The sequence below is a fragment of the Pseudomonas sp. Irchel 3F3 genome, from assembly GCF_900187545.1.
In the GTDB taxonomy this organism is placed as follows: Bacteria; Pseudomonadota; Gammaproteobacteria; order Pseudomonadales; family Pseudomonadaceae; genus Aquipseudomonas; species Aquipseudomonas fortuita.
Window position 1 is genome coordinate 312,890 of the sequence record NZ_FYDS01000001.1, and the last position, 20,071, is coordinate 332,960.

At 63.3% G+C, this 20,071-nt stretch carries 14 protein-coding genes and 2 pseudogenes; 6 read left to right on the top strand and 10 right to left on the bottom strand.

Annotated elements, in window-relative coordinates; translation table 11 throughout:
* Positions 1–195 precede the first annotated feature (195 nt).
* Genes CKW35_RS01500 through CKW35_RS01515 form a run of 4 tightly spaced genes read right to left on the bottom strand, consistent with a single transcriptional unit; the run spans position 196 to position 5,274 of the window.
* On the bottom strand, positions 196–1,749 hold the full coding sequence (locus CKW35_RS01500) for an ABC transporter substrate-binding protein (protein ID WP_070086548.1): 1,554 nt from the start codon (positions 1,747–1,749) through the stop codon (positions 196–198).
* A gap of 4 nt (positions 1,750–1,753) precedes the next feature.
* A complete protein-coding gene (locus CKW35_RS01505; protein ID WP_095114852.1) occupies positions 1,754–2,953 on the bottom strand; it encodes an LLM class flavin-dependent oxidoreductase in 1,200 nt (399 codons plus the stop codon).
* A gap of 12 nt (positions 2,954–2,965) precedes the next feature.
* The gene (locus CKW35_RS01510; RefSeq protein WP_095114853.1) at positions 2,966–4,189 is read right to left on the bottom strand and encodes a lipase family protein; all 1,224 of its coding nucleotides are present in this window, start codon (positions 4,187–4,189) and stop codon (positions 2,966–2,968) included.
* A gap of 11 nt (positions 4,190–4,200) precedes the next feature.
* Complete coding sequence (locus CKW35_RS01515) at positions 4,201–5,274, bottom strand: ABC transporter substrate-binding protein (protein ID WP_095114854.1); 1,074 nt, start codon at positions 5,272–5,274, stop codon at positions 4,201–4,203.
* A gap of 293 nt (positions 5,275–5,567) precedes the next feature.
* On the opposite strand from CKW35_RS01515, the gene CKW35_RS01520 reads away from it, so the two are divergent.
* Complete coding sequence (locus CKW35_RS01520; RefSeq protein WP_016486053.1) at positions 5,568–6,626, top strand: sigma-54-dependent Fis family transcriptional regulator; 1,059 nt, start codon at positions 5,568–5,570, stop codon at positions 6,624–6,626.
* Between the two features lie 43 nt (positions 6,627–6,669).
* Here the strand turns inward: CKW35_RS01520 and CKW35_RS01525 are convergent.
* Positions 6,670–6,864 (bottom strand): annotated as a pseudogene (locus tag CKW35_RS01525) (L(+)-tartrate dehydratase subunit beta); the annotation flags it as partial.
* Position 6,865: 1 nt separating this feature from the next.
* Between CKW35_RS01525 and CKW35_RS01530 the strand changes: the two are divergent.
* The 5 genes and pseudogenes from CKW35_RS01530 to CKW35_RS01550 all read left to right on the top strand — a co-directional run.
* Positions 6,866–7,201 (top strand): annotated as a pseudogene (locus tag CKW35_RS01530) (LysR substrate-binding domain-containing protein); the annotation flags it as partial.
* A 140-nt stretch (positions 7,202–7,341) separates the two neighbouring features.
* Entirely contained in the window at positions 7,342–7,851 is a 510-nt protein-coding gene (locus CKW35_RS01535; RefSeq protein WP_016486056.1) for a sigma-70 family RNA polymerase sigma factor, read from the top strand.
* A 3-nt stretch (positions 7,852–7,854) separates the two neighbouring features.
* Positions 7,855–8,799, top strand: coding sequence for a FecR domain-containing protein (locus tag CKW35_RS01540; protein WP_016486057.1), 945 nt, complete (start codon positions 7,855–7,857; stop codon positions 8,797–8,799).
* Positions 8,800–8,987: 188 nt separating this feature from the next.
* Entirely contained in the window at positions 8,988–11,474 is a 2,487-nt protein-coding gene (locus CKW35_RS01545; RefSeq protein ID WP_095114855.1) for a TonB-dependent siderophore receptor, read from the top strand.
* Positions 11,475–11,533: 59 nt separating this feature from the next.
* Entirely contained in the window at positions 11,534–12,019 is a 486-nt protein-coding gene (locus CKW35_RS01550) for an isochorismatase family cysteine hydrolase (RefSeq protein ID WP_095114856.1), read from the top strand.
* A gap of 161 nt (positions 12,020–12,180) precedes the next feature.
* Here CKW35_RS01550 and CKW35_RS01555 read toward each other — a convergent pair whose 3' ends face one another.
* The 5 genes from CKW35_RS01555 to CKW35_RS01575 form a co-directional block, all read right to left on the bottom strand.
* A complete protein-coding gene (locus tag CKW35_RS01555; RefSeq protein ID WP_095114857.1) occupies positions 12,181–14,631 on the bottom strand; it encodes a TonB-dependent receptor in 2,451 nt (816 codons plus the stop codon).
* Positions 14,632–14,715: 84 nt separating this feature from the next.
* The gene (locus tag CKW35_RS01560; RefSeq protein WP_095114858.1) at positions 14,716–15,663 is read right to left on the bottom strand and encodes a FecR domain-containing protein; all 948 of its coding nucleotides are present in this window, start codon (positions 15,661–15,663) and stop codon (positions 14,716–14,718) included.
* Between the two features lie 2 nt (positions 15,664–15,665).
* Complete coding sequence (locus tag CKW35_RS01565) at positions 15,666–16,196, bottom strand: sigma-70 family RNA polymerase sigma factor (protein WP_023047927.1); 531 nt, start codon at positions 16,194–16,196, stop codon at positions 15,666–15,668.
* 97 nt (positions 16,197–16,293) lie between these two features.
* On the bottom strand, positions 16,294–19,065 hold the full coding sequence (locus tag CKW35_RS01570; protein ID WP_095114859.1) for an amino acid adenylation domain-containing protein: 2,772 nt from the start codon (positions 19,063–19,065) through the stop codon (positions 16,294–16,296).
* 215 nt (positions 19,066–19,280) lie between these two features.
* On the bottom strand, positions 19,281–19,979 hold the full coding sequence (locus CKW35_RS01575; RefSeq protein ID WP_016486065.1) for a pirin family protein: 699 nt from the start codon (positions 19,977–19,979) through the stop codon (positions 19,281–19,283).
* Positions 19,980–20,071: the final 92 nt, after the last annotated feature.

Consider the following 20,071-nt stretch of genomic DNA (forward strand, 5'->3'; position numbering starts at 1 on the left):
GGAATGTGGGAGAAGCGAGGGCGCAGCCGCGCCTGCGGTTGGGTGGGTATCTCTCAAGCCTGTCAGGAGGTTCTGTGGGAGCGGGCTTGTCCCGCGAACCAGGGCGAAGCCCTGGCCATGCACCTCTGGTGTCCAGGCGGGCCTATTCGCGGGACAAGCCCGCTCCCACAGGGGAATAGGCTGTCTTGGGGCGGATCAGGTTTTCAGCCACAGGCTCTCGAACCGCCAGGTACTGAACAGCGACTGCTCGGCCTGCGCGCCACCCACGCGGGTGCTGACGCTGTCGAGCAGGTCGGCAAAGCCCCATATCAGCATGCCGCCGCGCTCGTACTGAATGCGTTGCGCCCGGTGTACCAGCGCTTTGCGTTGCTCCAGGTCCGGCTGGGCCATGGCGGCGAGGAAGGCCTCACTGAATTCCCGGTCGTGGAAGTGGGTCTTGTTGGCTACAGCAAACGGCGCGTCGGTGTGGATGGCACTGGCCAGGAACGGCGCACCGATGCTGCCGCCGGTACTCAAGGTCCAGTCGTCGCGCTGCGGGCCCTGGAAGGTGGCCAGGTCGACCTGGCGCACGTTCAGGGTCACGCCGATACGTCGGGCCTGCTCGGCCAATACCAGGGCCGAAGCCAGCCCCGGCCCTGGTGTGGTCACCAGATCCACCTGCAACTGTTCATGGCCGGCCTGGCGCAGCAACTGCGCCGCACGCTGCGGGTCATGAGGGCGCGGGCCAAGGCTGTGGTCGAAGGTGGGGTCGAAGGGTGCATACAGGTCGTTCGCCACCCGGCCCTGGCCATTCAGCGCACGGCGCACCAATTCGTCACGGTCGGCCAGCAGGCGGAATGCTTCCCGTACGCGCGGGTCGTTGAAGGGCGCCTTGGCGGTGTTCATGTCGAACGACAGCCAGTTGCCGCTCACCGATTTCAGCAGCCGCAGCCGAGGGTCGGCCTGCAGTACCTGCAAGTGCTCGGTGGACATGACGTTGGCCATGTCGATTTGCCCCGCACGCAACGCTGCCAGGCGGCCGGTCTGGTCCTTGAAGTCGATGATCTCCAGTTCATCGGCGTAGGGCTTGCCGGGCTTGTAGTAGTTGTCGAAGCGGGTGAACAGCGAGCGCTGGCCTGGGGTGAAGCTTTTCAATTTGTACGGCCCGGCACCGACCGGGTTGGTGACCGGGTGGTAGTCCACCGGTACGATGCCGCCGAAGTTGACCCAGGTTTCTGCCAGCGGCAGGTAGCTGCGCCCCTCGCGAAAGCCCAGGCGTACGGTGCGGTCGTCCAGCTTGACCAGGTTGTTGCGGTCTACCCAGTGCAGCAGCGCCGCATAGGGCGAGGCCAGCTGCGGGTCGGTGAGGCGGCGGATGGAAAAGATCAGGTCGTCGGCGTCGATGGTCTTGCCGTGGTGGAATTCCAGCCCCGGTTTCAGCCGCAAGGTCCAGCTGCTGGCATCGGCATTGGGCTCGGCGAACTCGGCCAGGGCCAGGCGCGGCTGCATCTGCTCGTCCCATTCCCACAGTTTGCTGTACAGGGCAAAGCCACGCACGATGCCGCTGCCGATGGGCTTGTGGGCGTCGAGGTTGCCGCTCTGGTTGCCGTCGATGATGCCCAGGCGCAAGCGCCCGCCGTGGCGCGGCTGGTCGGCTGCAGCGTGGGTGGGGCTGTCGGCGGGGCCGCAGCCGGCCAGCAGCCCGCCCGCCAGCACGCCAGCGTGGCCGAGGAAGCCGCGCCGGCTCAGTGGGTAACCGTCCCTGGCCATGGCGTCAGGCCCCGTTGCTGGCGTGCAGTTGCACGGGTTCGGCTGCCGGGCGGGCAAGGGCTGCGCGCTGCGCACGGAAGTGCGGCAGGATGTGTTCGCCGATGCGGTAGGCCTCTTCCAGGTGCGGGTAGCCGGCGAGGAAGAACAGATCGACACCGATGCCGTGATACTCGCGGATACGCGCCACCACGTCGGTGTAGCTGCCCACCAGTGCGCAGCCCGGCGGGATGCCGATGTAGCCGAAACCGGTCCACACATTGGGGTGGATGAAGAAGTCGTCAAAGGCCTGCTGCTGGTCCTGGTCGCTGTAGCCGTGCTCGTAGCTCAGCTTGCGCGCCGTGCGCAGGCCGGCGTGGGCGGCGCGGGCCTTGACCGTGCCTTTGGCCACGCCTTCGTCGAAGAAGCGCTTGGCCTCGGCCAGCGCGGCTGCTTCGGTCTCGCGTGCGATCACGTCGATGGACAGGCCAAAGCGGATGTCGGTACGGCCCCACTTCAGCGCCCGGGCGCGGATGTCGGCGATCAGCGCGGCGATCTCGTCCGGGTGCTCGGCGCGCATCAGGTAGAAATCGGCGTGCTTGGCGGCGAACTCGCGCGCTGCCACCGACGAGCCTGCGGTGCAGATCAGCGGCAGCTCGGCCTTTTTCAGCGGGCCGCGCAGGCCACCGCCCTCGGCGCGGTAGTAGGTGCCTTCGTAGTGGAACTGCTCGTTGTGCCAATAGCCGCGGACCACGTCCATGAATTCGGTGGCACGGGCGTAGCGCTGGTCATGGTCTTCAAAGTCGCCCACTTGGCGCTGGATGGCATCGGAACCGCCGTTGATGATGTTCCACACCAGCCGGTTGCCGGTGGCGCGCTGGTAGGTCGCGGCCTGTTGCACGGCCACCCACGGGGTGTAGTGATAGGGCTGGAACGCGGTGACGAATTTCAGCGTGCGGGTTTCCCGGGCCAGCAGCGAGCACACCGTCCATGGCTCTTCGCCGGTGGGGGCGTTGACCATCAGTGCGCCGCCAAAGCCGTTTATTTCAGCGGCGCGGGTGATTTGACCGAGGTAGTCGATATAGGTGAAGTGATCACCCACCGCAAACCCCGACACCGCACCGGTGCTGGGCCCGCCCGCATGCCAGTCGCCGCGGTTGCGCGGGTCGCCGGGGAGGAACTGGGTTTCGCCATGCAAGGGCAGGCGGGTGAAGAATTCGATGCTCATGGGTTGGCCTCCTTACTGGACGCTTGGGCTGCAATTGGGGGTGACCGGCTGGCCGCTGATGACCTGGCGGGCGAAGGGGATCGAGTCCTTCAGCGAGGCATTCACCGTTTCGCTGTGGCCCAGGCCCTTGTAAAGGTGGCCCTGCACCACCGAGCCGGCCTTGCAGGCGTCCTGCATCAGCGCCACCTGTGTAGCGGCGGCGGGGGTCTTGTCCTCGGCGCCGGTGCCGATGAAGATCGGCTGGGCCAGTTTCAGGGTCGGGTACGACACCTGCGCCAGCCATGGCTTGAGCTGGTCGCCCTTGTAGTCTTTCTTGGCGTTGGCCGGGGTCAGGCCTGTGCCGACCACGTCGCTGACCAAGGCTGACAGGCAGCTGGTGCGCGCCTGCTCGAACAGCGGCAAGGCCTTGTCGGTGTAGAAGTCGCGCGGGTCGATGCTTGGGTCGTACTGCTGCGCAGCCAGCAGGGTGTAGAAGCCATAGGCCAGGGCCGGGTCGACCTTGTCCTGGTCTTGTTCACCGACATTCTTCGAGCCCACGGTGTAGATCACCCCCGTACCGATACTGCCCTTGACGCCCAGCTTGGGCGCATAGGTCGCCGCATAGGCACCGGCGGCAAAGGCCCCGGCGCCGCCTTGCGACTGGCCAATGATCAGCACCTTGTCTGCCAGCCCTGGCACGCCGGCGACCACCGCCTTGGCCGCATCGAGAATGCCGTAGGCGGCCATGCGGTTGTTCAGCAGCGGGTGGCCACCCGGTACACCGAGGCCTTGGTAGTCGGTGGCGACGATGGCGTAGCCCTCATCGAGCCAGCGGTTGAGGTATTGCACATCGCGGTAGCTGCGGCCAGCCCAGGACGGTGCGCAGATATCTGCCACGCCGACGGTGCCGTGGCCCCAGCTGGCGACCGGCCAGCCGCCTGCCGGTGCCTGGCCTTTGGGAATGAACAGTGCGCCGGACACCACGATCGGGGTCTTGCCGTCGATACCATCCAGCGAGGTGTAGAGAATGCGTTGCGCGCTGGCTGCGTTGGGCAGGCTGAGTGCCTGGTCCAGCGGTTCGCTGCGCAGCAGTTTACCGGGCGTGCCGGGGATGGCCTTGCTCCAGGTGTAGAAGGCCGACACACGGCCATCGCCCTGCTGCGGATCAGGTTTGGGTGCGTAGGTTCCGGCGGCCATGGCACCGATGGACAGGGCCAGGGCGCTGAGGCCGAAGACGAGCGAAGCAGGCAGTTTCATGGGTAAGGCTCTCAAGGTTGTTGGCTGATCTGGGCGTCGAGGGACGGCCAGTAGTGGGTCAGTTGCAGGTCGATCAGCGCCTGGCGGGTAAAGCCTGTGGCCAGGTCGCTGGTAATGTCGTAGGGCGTGCGGATCAGCCGGTTGGCCAGGGCGTACTGGCCCAGGGCGTCGTAGTGGGCCTTGAGCTGGGCATCGCTTTTCGGTGCCCAGCGCGCCTTCCACACGACCGGGTCGTCCTGGTCGTCCCGGCGCAGCACGCTTTCGCTCACACCGGCGCGCGAAGACAACCCGTAGTAGGCGTCGCGGTTCTGCTCCTGAGAAATCCACCAGGCGGCGCGCACCCAGGCGGTGGCCACCAGCTGCGTCAGGTCGGCGTGCTGCTGCACGAAGCGGTCAGTGCCCCACAGGTCCGACACCAGCCGCCAGTCGTTGGCGCCTTGCTTGGTCGACCAGAGGATGCGCGCCACGCCTTTGTCTTCCAGGGCATAGGCTTCGTTGAGCAGCACGGCAGCGTCGACCTTGCCGGCGGACACCGCAGCCGCGCCTACTTGCGGGTTGAGGTTGGCGATCTTGAAATCACTGAGTGCCAGGCCCTGGCTTTGCAGGAAATTGCTGAAGGCGAACTCCCATGGGCGGCCGCGGTGCAAAGCCAGGCGCTTGCCTTTGAGGTCCTGAATGCTGCGCACCGTCGAGTTGCTCGGTACTACCAGGTAGATGTTGTTGCCGCTGCCACCCGGTACCACCAGCTTGCCCGGCACCTGGCCGGCGCCGGCGATGACCGAGGGCAGGTCGCCGCGTACGGCAAAGTCCAGGCTGTCGTTGCTGAAGCCTTCGTTGATCTGCGGCCCGGCGCCGGCATGCGGCAGGGCGGTCCATTGCAGTTTCACGCCGCGGGCGGCCAGTTGCTGTTCCAGCCAGCCTTCTTCAATCACCCGCCCCGGGATGCCGCCGAACACCGGGGCGCCACCCTGGGTGAAGGCAACAATGGCGATGCGCACCGCCGCCGGTGGCTCGGCGGCCAGCGCAGTCAGGCTAAGGAACAGGCCGCCCAGCAGGGCGAGGGCATTACGCCAGGGATTGTTCATGTGCAGCTCCAGGCAAAGGTTCTACAGGCCAGGAGCGAAATGCATGCCAGCATGCCTTGAAGTGGCGCAAGCCCCCTATTTACAGGGCCTCCAGCCATGAGCACGTAGGTGTGCAAGGCAAGGTCTGCTGATCGGCGGGCAGGGGAGTGCTGACGGGTTGCTGCTGTGGCAGCAATCAGCTGCTGAAAATTTGAATATTCTTAATTCGAATATCTAAATATTAATTAATAATTTTTTGATCTAATTTGTTTCATGCACTATGGGCCTGCGCGTCAACTGCCAGGAATGCCCCTATGTCGCTGATCACCCACCCCAATGCCCGCGAGCTGACCAAGTCGGTACGTGCCACCGTGCTCGTGTTCAAGGACCCGCGCTCCCAGGAACTGCTCAGCCGCATCGAGCGCCTGGCGCCCAGCGAGGCCAACACTCTGATCATCGGCGAAACCGGCACCGGCAAGGAGCTGGTCGCCCGTCATATCCACCACCTTAGCCGCCGTGGGCGTGAGCCATTCGTGGCAGTCAACTGCGGTGCCTTTGCCGAAACCTTGGTGGAGAGCGAGCTGTTTGGCCACGAAAAAGGCGCGTTTACGGGCGCCACCAGTAACAAGGCTGGCTGGTTCGAGGCGGCTAATGGCGGCACGTTGTTCCTGGATGAAATCGGTGACCTGCCGCTGAACATGCAGGTGAAGTTGCTGCGGGTGCTGCAGGAGCGTGAAGTGGTGCGCCTGGGTTCACGAACGCCGATTCCGATCAATGTCCGGCTGGTGGCGGCGACCAACGTCAACCTGGCCGATGCGGTGGTGGCGGGGCACTTTCGTGAAGACCTGTTCTACCGCCTGCATGTGGCGACGATTCGCTTGCCGCCGTTGCGCGAGCGGCCGGGGGACATCCTGCCGCTGGCGGAATTCTTCATCGAGGAACATTGCCGACGCCTGGGTTACGAGCGTGCTTCGTTGAGCCCGGATGCCGAACGCAAATTGCTGGCGCATAGCTGGCCGGGCAACATCCGCGAGCTGGAAAACGCCATTCACCATGCGTTGCTGGTGTGCCGGTATCAGGTGGTGGCGCCGGCGGACCTGCACCTGGTCGATATGCGGCCACAGGTGGCGGCGCCTGCGGCCCATGCGTATTTGCCGGCAGCGAGCGCGGCACCGCCTGACCTGGAAAGCGCGTTGCTGGCGTTGTTCGAGCAGAACGTGCCGAATTTGTATGAGCATATTGAGGAGACGGTGTTCAGGGCGGCGTATCGGTATTGCCACGGCAACCAGTTGCAGACAGGGCGGTTGCTGAACATCAGCCGCAACATCGTGCGGGCGCGGCTGGAGAAGATTGGCGAACTGTCGAAGGCTTGATTTGCTTGTCTTGGGGCCGCACAGCGGCCCGAAAGTGGCTTGGTTATTTGATGAAGCGCACCTGGCTGATGATCTTCTCGATCACTGCCCCTTTACGTTCGTTGAAGCGGGCCTTGTTCTGCTCGAACAGGTTGTTGCCCTTGGTATCGATGGAGATGATCAGCGGCCCGAACTCGCGAACACGGTTCACCCAAAGGGTCTCCGGCATGCCCAGGTCCTGCCACTCCGCACGCTCTACTATCGATGTGGCCATTCGCTTTGGTGAGCTGCCTGATTCGCGCCTGATCGCGCGCAAGATCGCTGCCAACCGCCGCCGGTTGTGCGCGGCGCCCGCTTACCTGGAGGCCCACGGCACCCCTGAAGCACCAAAAGACCTGGCCAGCCACAACTGCATCGTGTTGCGCCAGAACGATGCCGCGTTCGGCATCTGGCGGCTCAGCCGCGGCAAGCAGAGCGAGTCGGTGAAAGTGCGCGGCAGCCTGAGCACAAACGATGGCGAGGTCGCCCTGAACTGGGCCCTCGATGGGCAAGGCATCCTGATGCGGGCCGAGTGGAACCTGGCTGACCACCTGCGATGGCGCATCGTCAGCTCAGCGTTCTTGGGCCTGGCCGAAGACCTTGGTTTCCCATGACCGCTGCGCAAAGCAATTGCGAAATCCGGTCAGACTCAGGTTAAATGAGAGTCATTATTAAAGACGCTCTCATCGGTTCTACCATGTCCTGTGCTGACCCTTCCCTGCAAAAAGCCGTGCACACGCTTTACGAGGACCACCATGCCTGGTTGTGCGGGTGGCTGCGCCGCAAGCTCGGGTGTGTGGAGCATGCGGCCGACCTGGCCCAGGACACGTTCATGCGGGTACTGACCCTGCGCAAGGCGGCCGAGCTGCAACAGCCACGGGCTTATCTGAGCAGTATTGCCCGCAGCCTGATGATCGACATGTTTCGGCGGCGTGCCGTGGAGCAGGCCTACCTGGAAACCCTCGCGGCACGGCCTGAGCCTGTAGAAGTTTCGCCGGAGGCGCGCCTGCTGATCATCGAGACCCTGCTGGAAATTGATCGGCTACTCGACGGGCTGGGCTCGCGTACCCGCGAGATCTTCCTCATGGCCCAGCTCGATGGCTTGAGCTATGTGGAAATTGCGCGGCGCCTGGATGTTTCGCTCACTACTGTCAAAAAGCATGCAGTGCGGGCGCTGACCCATTGCCTGATGCTGGCCGAGGCCTGAACCATGGCGGCCGAACCATTGGACCGCGATACACTGGAGGCTGCCGCACGCTGGTATGTCGAGCTGCGCTGCGGGGCGGATGACACCCTGCGAGCGGCGCACCAGCGCTGGTTGTCGAGTAACCCGCAACACTTGCTGGCCTGGGAGCGCCTGGCACGCTTGCAGGGCAAGCTGGCGCAGGTGACGCCCGGCATTGCACGGCCGACGTTAACCAGTGCCAGGGCCAAGCGGCGTGAGGTCCTCAAGGTGCTTTCAGTGCTGCTGGTCGGGAGCGCGACAGGGGGGGTGGTGTTGCAGGATGGCATCGTTGCACGGTTGACAGCCGATGTGCGCACAGGCGTTGGCCAGCAGCGTTCGTTGCGGCTGGACGATGGGACCCAGTTGCGCCTGAACACCGACACTGCTGTTGATATTCGCTACAACGGCGAGTGGCGGGCCCTTGAGTTGCTCAAAGGAGAGATTCTGGTGCAAACCGCCTCGGATGCATTGTCTCGGCCTTTCGTCGTGCATACCGGGCAGGGTAGCGTCCGCGCACTCGGTACGCGCTTCATCGTGCGCTGCGACAACGACCTTGTGCGGGTCTGTGTATTGCAGCATGCCGTGGAGGTGCGCAGTGCACTTGCCATGGCGTCTGTGCGGGTAGAGGCCGGGCAACAGCTGGAATTCAGCGCGGGGAAAACCGGCAACGTGACACCGCTAGCGGCGATGGCAGACGCCTGGTCCCGCGAGATGTTGATCGTGGATGACTGGCGCCTCGCCGATGTTGTCAGCGAACTGCAGCGGTATCGGCCCGGGTACCTGGGCTGTGATGAGGCCGTGGGTGGGTTGCGACTGTCCGGGGCGTTTCACTTGGGCGACATCGATATCGTCCTGGAAAACCTCACGACCACGCTGCCTGTGCGCATTCGTCGCTTCAGCCGCTACTGGACGCGCGTCGAGGCTGCCTGAAGCCTGATGCCGGTAGTTGAGCATTTTAGGGCCGCAACGCGGCCCCAGGATGCTTGATTGAGTGTCATGGCCTGAAGGCTGGCGATTTTTTTGCCTGGGGGGGTTATCGATTGTCGTTCTCGTTCGACTTGTAGGTAGACGCGCACCAAGCGCAATGAAAACACTGCCGCAGGGCGAAAGGAAACCGCATGCTCGCTGTCAACGATTGCAACCGCATCCTCTTGATCAACTCGACCAAAACCAGACTGGCGCGTGCCGTGAATCGCGCAATGTTCAGTGTGGTGCTGGCGACGCCATTGGCAACGCTGATGGTGACCAGCCCTGCCATTGCCCAAAGCCAGGCTGAAACTTCGTTCGATATTGCCGCCGGCCCCCTGGCCACGGCGCTTACGCAATTTGCTTCGGCTGCGGGAGTGACGGTGTCCTTCGAGCCGTCATCGGTGCAGGCACTGAAGTCGCCCGGCCTGCATGGCCGCTACAGCTCCGATGCCGGCCTGCGCCAGTTGCTGGCGGGTAACCGGTTGCAGGTGTTGAAGCAGGCCAATGGCAGCTACTCGCTGCTGCCCATGGTCGGTGACGATTCGACCCTGCAGCTTGATACCACCAGCATCACCGGTGCGGCTGCGGAGTCCGCCTATGGGCCCGTGAATGGCTACGTTGCCAGCCGCAGTGCCACCGGGACCAAGACTGACACGCCCATCCTGGAGATCCCTCAGGCCATCAACGTGATCACCGCCGACCAGGTACAAGCCCAGGGCGCGCGCAACCTGACCCAGGCGCTGCGCTACACCCCGGGCCTGGCCACCGGCGGCTTTACCGATCGCAACAGCATTGCTGACGAAATCACCAGCCGCGGGTTTGCTCCGACCCCGCTGTACCTGGACGGCGCATACCTGCCGTACGCCGGTAGCCTCGGGGGTGCACCCCAGATCGACCCCTACACGCTGGAGCGTATCGAAGTACTCAAAGGCCCATCTTCGGTGCTGTACGGGCAGAACCAGCCGGGTGGGTTGATCAACATGGTTTCCAAGCGCCCCACCCGCGAGCCGCGTAGCCAGGTGAAGCTTGGCGCTGGCAGCTACAACCGGGTCAACGGCGCCTTCGATACCAGCGGCCCGCTGGACGAGCAGAAGGTCTTTACCTATCGCCTGGTCGGGGTTGCCGACAAAGGCAACGAAATGGTCGCTCACTCGCACAGCGAGCGCTTGTTGCTGGCGCCGAGCCTGACCTGGGCGCCAAACGAAGACACGTCCCTGACGCTGCTCGCCCAAGTGCAGCGTGATGATGGCCTGCCCGATTATCAGACGTTGCCGATGATCGGCTCGCTCAAGCGTGGCCCGACAGGCCAGCATATCGACCGCGACTTCTTTTCGGGGGACTCGCGGTACAACGATTACAAGCGCAACCAGTACATCTTCGGCTATGACTTCAGCCACCGTTTCAATGACGAGCTGGCATTCAGATCTACCGCGCGCTACACCGACGTACGAGACCGCTACAAAGGCTTTTACCTGCGCAGCTTCGTGACAGAAGGTGATGTGGTCGACTACACCCGCGCCAACCGGGTCAAGCTTGACTGGCGTCAGCACAACATCGCCTACACCCTCGATAACAACCTGGAGTACACCTTTGACACGGGCGCACTGCGGCACACCTTGCTGGCCGGCGCGGACTACCGTCACTTCTCGCGCAAGTACGATGGTTACAACGCCTACAACGTGTTGCCGGTCGACCTGTATGGCAAGAACAACTACCCCACCAGCAACGTAACGCCGGTGCTGGATACCCGTTGGGACAATACACTGCGCCAGACCGGGGTCTACGTGCAGGACCAGATCAAGCTGGATAACTGGATCCTGACGGTAGGCGGGCGCCAGGACTGGGCGGAAGTGGACAACAAGGATCTGCTGGCGCACAGCATTGCCTCCCAGCGCGACAGCAAGTTCACCGGGCGCATCGGCCTTACCTATGTCACCGAGTTTGGCCTGGCGCCGTATGTCAGCTATTCGCAGTCGTTCTTGCCAACCGTGGGCACGGCAGCGCCCGAGCGCGGTGGCAAGGCGTTCGAGCCAAGCGAAGGCGAGCAATACGAGGTGGGGCTGAAGTATCAGCCTGTCGACGGGACCTTGTTCACGGCGTCGGTGTTCCAGGTAAAACAGAAGAACATGCTGACCGGCGATACCGAGTACCCGCAGTACCAGACGCAAAATGGCGAGGTGCGCTCCCGTGGTGTGGAGCTGGAGCTCAAATCCAGCATCGAGAATGTCGATGTACTGGCCGCGGCCACCTACATCGACTCGTTCTATACCAAAAGCACCTATGGCGACCAGGGCAACCGCAATGAGGCGCAGGCCCCGGTGTCTGCCACATTGTGGGTGGATTACCACTTCACCCAGGCCACCCTCAATGGCCTGACCTTTGGCGCCGGGGCACGTTATACCGGCCGCAAAAAGGGTAACTCGGCCAATACCTTCGAAGTACCGGCCTACGCCGTGTATGACGCCACCGTCAGCTACGACCTGGCCAAGCTCGACCCAAGCCTGCGTGGCCTGCAGGCCAGCGTGAATGTTCAGAATATTTTCGATCGCGAGTACGTTTCTGACTGCAACTACGCGTTTGGCTGCTATTACGGACAGGAGCGGGTTGCGTCGGTAGAGCTGACCTACGACTGGTGATCAAGCCCCCGCGCCACGCGGTATACTCCGCGCCATTTTGCCAATGGCGGGAGAACGCTATGCGCCAGGTTTTGCTCATCGTCGATGTCCAGTCCACCTTCAGCCCGCCCGAGTGGCTGGTCGATGGCTTGCGACGGTTGTCAGCGAACATCCCTACCGTTGCCTCGGTCGAGTTGCACGACGAACAGGTCACGCCGTTCGAACGGCAGCTCGGCTGGCACCCGGCTGCCGAGGACGAAAGCCTGGTCGAAGCCGACCAGGTGTTCGTCAAGCATGGCTACGGGCAAAGCGCCGAAGCCATCGAGTACCTCAGGCAGCTGGGTGTGGAGCGCGTGCTGGTGTGTGGGCTGCAGACCGAAACCTGTGTGCTGGCCGCCGGCTTTGCCCTGTTCGATGCGGGGCTGACGCCCACCCTGGTGACGGACATGACGGTTGGGTCTTCACTGGACCGGTCGGCCAAGCTGGGGATCCAGCTGTGGCAGCATCACTTCCGCCACGTCACGACCTCGGCTGAAGTGCTGGCCGAACTGGCGGGACAACGCTAAGACCTGCAGCGCCAGATCATCGTGCAGGCAGGCTAGTCTGTCAGTCCTGTGGGAGCGGGCTTGCCCCGCGAACACCGGCAAAGCCGGTGCCATGCAGCGCACGGTCCCCCTCGCGGGACAAGCCCGCTCCCACAATGGCTGGGCGCTGGTTCACCGCCCTGTCAGAAGTCCCAGCGGGTCGTGACCATCAGGTTGCGTGGTTCGCCGTAGTACGTGGTATCGAAGTTTCCAAGCCCGGTCAGGTAAACCTTGTCGAACACGTTGTTGGCATTGACCGTAAAGCTCAAATGCTCGCTGTACTGATAGCGGGCCATCAGGTCCACCAGTGTGTAGCCGCCTTGCTTGATGCGGGTATAGTCGTTGGCGATCGGGCTGTAGATATTCCCGTAGAAGCCGCTCTGCCAGCGCAGCCCACCGCCCACGGTCAGCTGGTCGAATGCGCCAGGCAGGCGGTAAGTATTGAACAGCCTTACCACGTGCTCGGGCTTGGTGGTTGCCAGTGGGAAGCCGAAAATCCGTTGGTCGTCGGCATCGCGGGTACGGGCGTAGGTGTAGCCGGCGGTGACGTTCCAGCCGGGTGCCAGTTCGCCGGCCAGCTCCAGTTCGACGCCCTTGGTGGTGGCGCCGTCGATGGCTTTGTAGATGCCTTCGTTGGTCACCGGATTGGTGCCGATATTGGAAGCGACGTTGTCTTGCTCGATGCGGAAGAACGCCAGGGTGCCGTTCAGCCTGCCGTCGTACCAGGCAGCCTTCAGCCCGGCTTCATACCCGTCGCCTTCGACGGGTGCGAGGGTGGCGCCGTTGATGTCCTTGTAAACCTGTGGCTGATAGATCGACGTGTAGCTGGCATACACCGAGTAGGTGTCGTCCAGGTCATAGACCACGCCCGCATAGGGGGTGACCACACCGTGTTCCTTGTAGCTTGCGTGGGTGTCGCTCAACGAAGACGTTGGGTGATAGTCCTGATCATCGTTGTACTTGAAGGTGCTGACCCGGGTGCCGAGAATGACCGAGAGCTTGTCGGTCGGCCTCAGGCGGGTGGCCACATAGGCGCCATTCTGGCTTTGCGTGGTGGTGTAGTCGCCGTTTTTCGGGAAGTTCTGCTCCGGCAGTTTGCCGTTCCAGTCGAAGATGGAGCCGGGCACCATGGCGAACGCGCTGGCGTCGTAGGTATCGCCGGTCTGCTTCGAATGCGAGGTCATGAAGCCTGCCACCAGGTCGTTCTCACGGCCGAACAGGGTGAACGGGCCGGATATATTCACGTCTGCGGTGTTTTGCACGCGGTGACCTTCCCAACGCCCCCAGTACAGGAACATGCCCTCGCCGGTTGCCGGGTTTGGGTTGCCGCCGCTGGCAGACGCCAGGCGCGTGTCATGGTCGCTGATCATGTGGTTGAGGCTGAGCTTGACCTTCCAGTCGTTGGCCAGGGCTTGCTCCAGCGAGGTGAAGTACGTGGTTGACTCGAAGTCGCGACGGCTCCAGTCTGCCGCCGGGTTGTGCGAACGCGAGAAATCGGTGCGGCTGCCGTCGGAAAAGTAAGTCGGGTTACCGGTCCACGACGACCCACGCGGAGTCGTGGTCTGGTTGTCGATGCCGAAGGTGAGCAGGGTGTCGGGTGTCAGGTCGGCTTCAAGAATGCCGTAGTAAACATCCTTTTTCTGCTTGTAGTGGTCCAGGTACGACTTGCGGTCCTGGTAGGCCCCCACCAGGCGGCCACGTACGCTACCGCTGTCGTTGAGCGAACCCGAAATATCACCTTCGGTACGGTAGTTGTCCCAGGACCCCGCGCTGGCGGTGATCGACGCCTTGAAGTCTTGAGTGGGCTTCTTGCGCACCAGGTTGACCGTCGCCGAGGGGTCGCCAGAGCCGGTCATCAGGCCGGTGGCACCCTTGATCACTTCGATGCGGTCGTAGGGCGCCATGTCGACGTGGGTCACGCCCTCATCGTAAACGCCGTCGTAAATGGTATTGATGCCATCGTACTGGTAGTTGGTAATGGCAAACCCGCGTGCGGAGTACTCCATGCGTTCGCTGTCGTACGCCTGGACCGAAACCCCGGGCGTGTTGCGCAGCACGTCGCCGATGTCTTGCGAGCCGTGGTCGTCGATAACCTGGCGGGTGATCACGCTGACCGACTGCGGCGTTTCGCGCAGGGTCAGTGGCAGTTTGGTTGCGCTGGTAGAACCGCCGGTGGTGTAGGCGCCGGTACCCTCGGTGACGTTACCCAGCCCCAGCGCATCGACGCGGCTGGGGGCCAACTCAAGCACATCCCCCTGTTGGGTGCTCAACAGCAGCGAGTAGCGCCCGTCGCTTTCCCGGGTGGCCTGCAACCCGGTGCCACTGAGCAGGATCTGCAAGGCTTGGTCGACGTCATAGCGCCCCTCAAGCGCAGGCGAACGTTTACCGCGCGTCCAGTGGGTGTCGAACGACAGCACGATGCCAGACTCGGCAGCGAACTGGGTCAGCGTTTCGCCAAGGTCGCCCTGTGGCAGGTGGTAGTCATGGGCTTGCGCAGCGCTGGCAGCGCCAGGCCCCGCGAGCAGTGCAGTCAGTAGCAGGCAGGTGCGCAGGCCTGGCGCAGTGAAAGGCCTGGGTTTGAAGCGGCAGGTCATCGTCGCGTTTCTCTGATAGGTAAAAGTCGGGATACCTATGAGTCGGATAAGCCCTGGCAAAGTGATCAGGCGCCCAGCATTTTTTTACGCCGCCGTGATGGTGACCCAGAAACGCGTACGCACCTGTACCTGCACCGGCAGCGACGTGGTCAGCGCGCGCAGGATCTGGTCGGTATCGTCGAGCCGGTAGGTGCCGCTGATACGCAGCCCTGCCACGGCTGGCGCGCAGCGCAGCCAGCCCGGGCGGTAGCGTGAAAGGTTGCTGATGAAGGCGTCGAGGCGCTGATCATTGGCAATCAGCAACCCGCGGCCCCAGGCATCTGCGGCCAGGGGGACGGGTTCCAGCGCGGCGAAGCCTTGCTCATTGAAGCGACAACGCTCGCCACTGTTTACCAGCAGGGTCTGGCCCGAGCTCAGGGTTACACGGGCCTGCCGGGCAAATACCTCCAGGCTGCTGCCGTCATCGAACAGCCGCAGGGCAAAGCGGCTTTCGCCGGCTTCGACCGTGCCGTTTCGGGTGCTGACCCTGCAGTGCTGGCGCGCCGGCACAGTGACCATGACTTCACCTTGGCGCAGGCGCAAGCGCGCAGGGTCGAGCGCGTCATCCACATCGACCGCAGAGGCGGTATTGAGCATCAGCGCGGTGCCATTGTTCAGCATCAGCGAGCGCTGTTCGCCCACCCCGGTGCGCAGGTCTGCCAACACTGCAGACTGCTTGACCTCGCGGTACCCCCCCAGGCCCAGCGCGCCGCCGCCCAGCAGCAGCAAGCCTGCCTTGACCACCCGCCGACGGCTGGCGTTGCGGTCATGCGCTGCCAGCGCCAACACCCGTGCCGATGCCGGGTTTTCGCTTGCTGCCATGCGCGTTTGCAGGCGCTCGGCCTGCTGCCAGGCCCAGGCATTGACGGGCGCTGCATTCAGCCACAGTTGCCAGGCCGAGTAATCACTGGCCTGCACCTCACCGCTGTTGAGCTGGCTGAACCAGTGCGCGGCCTGGCGTAGCGAGGCCAGTTGCTCGGCGTTCAGGTTCATGCTCACTGGCCATGGCCAAGGCTGTAGATCATGCAGTGCTCGGCGGCCTTGGCAATGTAGCGGCGCACGCTGACTTCGGAAACACCCAGCTGGATGGCGATGTGCTTGTAGGGCATGCCGTCGATCTGCGAAAGCAGAAATGCTTCACGTACCTTGGGCCCGAGCGAAGCCAGCATGGCGTCGAGTTCGAACAAGGTTTGCAGCAAGGCCAAACGTTGCTCTGGTGAGATGTCCAGTGCTTCGGGTTGCTCGGCGAGCACCTGAAGCCAGGCCCTTTCCAGGTGCACCCGGCGCAGGTGATCGATCATCAGGCGGCGAGCGATGGTCGCCAGGTAGCCTTTAGGTTCGCGTACGGCGGCGAGCTTGACGGCGGCGTCGGCGGCAGACATGACACGCACGAACACATCCTGGACCAGGTCTGCTGCCAGGTGGCTGCAGTTCACCCGCGGTTTCAGCCAGTTATGCAACCATTTGCTCTGGGCCCGGTACAGCTGGCTGACTTGAGAAGTGAACGCTACATCCGGGATGCTCATCCGTGCCGCCTGAAAATGCTTGCAAATGTTAATTGTTCGCATTTTAGGCAGAGTGTTTCAGGGTTTGCAATCACAGATCCCGTGCCGGCAATTCAGCTCAGGCAGAGGTAGCACGCCTGGCCGAATCAGCCTCACGCGCCTGGTTCTGCTTGTGCCTGCGCGTAAACAGCAGACGCAACAGGGTGTTCCAGCAGTAACCCACCAGCACCCCTCCGGCGAGTGCCAGGGCTACCTCGAACAACGGGTGCCTTAAAACATGGTCTGCCAGCGACTGGAACTGGAAATGCGTCAGGTAGATAAACAAGGTTGACGATGCGATGACCGCACCTGCCCGTGCGACCAGGGCAGGCACTGGCACCGAGCGGAACCAGATAAGGGCCAGGATTGCTGGCAGGGCGATATCGACATAGCGCGAGAAAGCCTCCCAGCCAACGCCGGCAACCGCCATCAAATCCAGCTCGGCGACCACCAGCACGGCCACCGCGCTGGCTACCCACTTGCGCGCTGTGGTGTCGGCATGGTGCACGGCCATGCCCAGCACCATGACCGCCAGGAAGTGCTGCGGTACCCGGTTGAGCAGCGCACTGGCGTCGAACACGAAGCGGTTGAGCAGCACATCCAGCGCCACCAGCGCACAGGTTGCAATGATCAGGCAGCGGAACGGGTCGGCGAGGACGACCCGACGTACGCGCCTGATCGACAGCACGATACCGATGATCACGATCATCTGTACCAGCACTTCGATGTACCAGTAATTGAACAGGCTCACCTCATTGGCCGGGAACCAGTTGGACACCAGCAGCAGTGATTGCCAGTGCAACCGGTCGAACACCAACTGGATCAGCGCGGTGTACAACAGCGTCGGCACCACAATGGCCGCCAGCGACCTGAGCAGCGTGCGGGCATCGCCGCGTTCGTCGATTGCCTTGAGCTGGAACCGCGCCAGGCTGATGCCGGACACCAGGAACAGCACAGACGTTTCGCCGACGATCAGCCAGTGGTCGAACTCGCTCAGGTGGCCGACCACGATCAGGATGATGGCGAGCATGCGCACGAACACCGGCATTTCCATCGACCGCAACGCGCCTTTGGGGGGCGCACTCAGCTCGGCCAGCTGGCACACCGGCAGCGTTTCCCAGCGCTGCGGCAGGTGGCCGATCAGCTCCTCCAGCACCCGCGAGGCCTGCACGAATGACAACGAGTCGCCCCCCAGTTCGACAAAGCTCAACCTGGCGTCCAGGCGTGGCACCTGCAGAATGCGAGCCCAGGCCGAGCTCAGTTTTTCGGCCAGAGGGGACAAAGGTGGGTGGGCACTGTCGTCAAATGGCGCAGGCAGGGCGCGTTTGTCCACCTTGCCGTTAGGGGTGAGCGGCAGGGCGTCGAGGAACACGAATAGCGCTGGCACCATGTAGTCCGGCAACTGGCGTGTGAGCGCCTGGCGCAGGTCATCGGCGGGTATGGGTTTTTGCCCAACGCAATAGGCAACCAGCCGGGGCGACGCACTGTCGCGGTTGGCCACCACCACGCATTGGCCGATGAGCGGGTGACGGGTAATGGCGTTCTCGATTTCCGCCAGCTCGATGCGATGGCCACGGATTTTGACCTGGTTGTCAGCGCGCCCCAGGAAACTGGCGCTGCCATCGGCCAGGTAGGTGCCCAGGTCACCGGTGCGATAACAGCGGTCGCCTGCGGCGCCGGTGAACGGGTTGGCGATGAACGTGGCCTCGGTCAGCGCCGGGTCGCCCCAGTATCCCTGCGACAGGTAGGGGCTGCGGATCAGGATTTCACCGGTTTCGCCCACGCTGACCAGCTGATTGGTCGAGTCGACCACCAGCAGCTGCGCATTGGCGATGCCTTTGCCCAAGGGCACCCGGGTACTGTCCGAATCAGGGTCGAGGGTATGGAAGGCCATGGCTTGTGGCGTTTCCGTGGTGCCATAGAAGTTCACGTTGACAGCATTGGGCGCGATGGCGCGGATGTGCTGGTACAGCGCCGGGCTGAGCGCATCGCCACCCCAGAACAGGTAGCGCAGTTGTTCGAGTAGCTGGCCATTCAAGTGTGCGCCGGTTTCGATCAGCTTGCCCAGCGGCGGGGTGAGGTGGATCACGCTCACGCCGTGCTGGTGAATCCAGCCTGCCAGCCGTGCCGGGTCGGTCAGGGTCGACTGGGCGGGGCAGGCGAGGGTTGCGCCAATTGACAGGGGCGTGAACACGTCGCGGTACACCGGGTCATGGCCCAGACCGGAAAGCAGAGAGAAGGTGTCGGCCTGGGTGAAGCCATGCTGGCGCACATGCCAGTCGATGAAATGCACCAGGGGCGCGTGATGGGTAACGATACCCTTGGGTTCACCGGTGCTGCCCGAGGTGAAGGTGATGTAAGCCGGTTGCTCGGGGCTCACACTGGGCAGCGCGACGCAGTGGCAAGGGAAGGCTTGCAGTGCCTCGGCGGTGGTTTCCGGCACCGTGATGACAAGGGGGCCGTCGGTGTCGACGGATGCCTCGCCACAGCGCAAGACCACAGCCGGCGTCAGTGTGCGGATGATCTGCCCGATGCGCGCGGGCGGGTAGGCGGCGTCGGCCACGGTGAAGGCCAGGCCGGCGCGCAGGCAGCCGAGCATGGCGTACACCAGACCCGCGCCCCGGCTGGCGACGATAACCACACGATCGGCGCCACTGGCAGATTGTTCCAGCAGACAGGCGGCAATGCCCTGGCTGATCTGCGCCAGTTGGGCATAGCTGCAGGTGGTGTGCCGGGCCAGGATGGCGGTGGCATCCGGGCAGCGGCCGACCTGCGCGAGGAAGGCGCAATGAATCGGCTGGTCGGCACGGTACTCCAGGCACAGCGTCGGGTTCGGGCGCAGGTCCGGCATGATGGGTGAGGGCTCCGCATGAACGTTGGGGCTGGCTGGTAGCACAACGCTAGTGCAGGGTGGCCGATGGCGCCAATGTTCAGCGGGATTGGGCGAGGCTTGTCGACAGTCGGGTGCGCTGTGCGCCCCAATCGCGCCACAAGCCCGCTCTCCTAGAACAAACCATGACTCATTGATCTGGCAGGGACTCTGTGGGAGCCCTGTCCGCTGCGATTTCAGGCCACATCCACCAGCACGATCTCGCTATCCTCGACGGCGGTGACCCGCAGCACTTCTTCCTGCTCGATCGCCACACCATCGCGCGCCTTGGCCCGCAGCCCATTGATTTCCACCAGCCCCTTGGCCGGCACCAGGTAACCCCGGCGTGCGGCCTCAAAGCGATACTCGGCGGTTTCACCTGCACGCAAGGTGGCAGCTACCAGTCGGGCATCGGTACGAATCTGCAGGCTGTCTTCATCACCGGCACGGCCGCTGGCCAGGGTGACGAAGCCTTCGCCACGCTCGCCTTTGGGGAACGGCCGGCTACCCCACTGCGGTGCTTCACCCGTGCGCTCAGGCACAATCCAGATCTGGAAAATACGCGTGTCGACGTCTTCCAGGTTGTACTCGCTGTGCACGATACCGCTACCGGCACTCATCACCTGCACGTCACCGGCCTCGGTGCGGCCTTTGTTACCCAGGCTGTCCTGATGGCTGATCGCGCCTTCACGCACATAGGTGATGATTTCCATGTCGCGGTGCGGGTGCGGCGGGAAGCCACTGCCAGCCGCGATCAGGTCGTCGTTCCATACACGCAGGTTGCCCCAGTGCATGCGCTGCGCGTCGTGGTACTCGGCGAACGAGAAATGGTGATGGGCATCGAGCCAGCCGTGGTTGGCGTGGCCAAGGCCTTCGAAGGGTCGCAGTTGCAGCATGATCGTGCTCCTTGAATCAGTGGAATGACGCCATGATGCGCTAAAGAAACATCGAAAATAAGCGTAAATATCGGCTCAAAACAATCATATTG

Coding starts and splice junctions, on each gene's coding strand:
- CKW35_RS01500 (WP_070086548.1), bottom strand. CDS start 1,749: ATGGCCAGGGACGGTTACCCACTGAGCCGGCGCGGCTTCCTCGGCCAC.
- CKW35_RS01505 (WP_095114852.1), bottom strand. CDS start 2,953: ATGAGCATCGAATTCTTCACCCGCCTGCCCTTGCATGGCGAAACCCAG.
- CKW35_RS01510 (WP_095114853.1), bottom strand. CDS start 4,189: ATGAAACTGCCTGCTTCGCTCGTCTTCGGCCTCAGCGCCCTGGCCCTG.
- CKW35_RS01515 (WP_095114854.1), bottom strand. CDS start 5,274: ATGAACAATCCCTGGCGTAATGCCCTCGCCCTGCTGGGCGGCCTGTTC.
- CKW35_RS01520 (WP_016486053.1), top strand. CDS start 5,568: ATGTCGCTGATCACCCACCCCAATGCCCGCGAGCTGACCAAGTCGGTA.
- CKW35_RS01535 (WP_016486056.1), top strand. CDS start 7,342: ATGTCCTGTGCTGACCCTTCCCTGCAAAAAGCCGTGCACACGCTTTAC.
- CKW35_RS01540 (WP_016486057.1), top strand. CDS start 7,855: ATGGCGGCCGAACCATTGGACCGCGATACACTGGAGGCTGCCGCACGC.
- CKW35_RS01545 (WP_095114855.1), top strand. CDS start 8,988: ATGCTCGCTGTCAACGATTGCAACCGCATCCTCTTGATCAACTCGACC.
- CKW35_RS01550 (WP_095114856.1), top strand. CDS start 11,534: ATGCGCCAGGTTTTGCTCATCGTCGATGTCCAGTCCACCTTCAGCCCG.
- CKW35_RS01555 (WP_095114857.1), bottom strand. CDS start 14,631: ATGACCTGCCGCTTCAAACCCAGGCCTTTCACTGCGCCAGGCCTGCGC.
- CKW35_RS01560 (WP_095114858.1), bottom strand. CDS start 15,663: ATGAACCTGAACGCCGAGCAACTGGCCTCGCTACGCCAGGCCGCGCAC.
- CKW35_RS01565 (WP_023047927.1), bottom strand. CDS start 16,196: ATGAGCATCCCGGATGTAGCGTTCACTTCTCAAGTCAGCCAGCTGTAC.
- CKW35_RS01570 (WP_095114859.1), bottom strand. CDS start 19,065: ATGCCGGACCTGCGCCCGAACCCGACGCTGTGCCTGGAGTACCGTGCC.
- CKW35_RS01575 (WP_016486065.1), bottom strand. CDS start 19,979: ATGCTGCAACTGCGACCCTTCGAAGGCCTTGGCCACGCCAACCACGGC.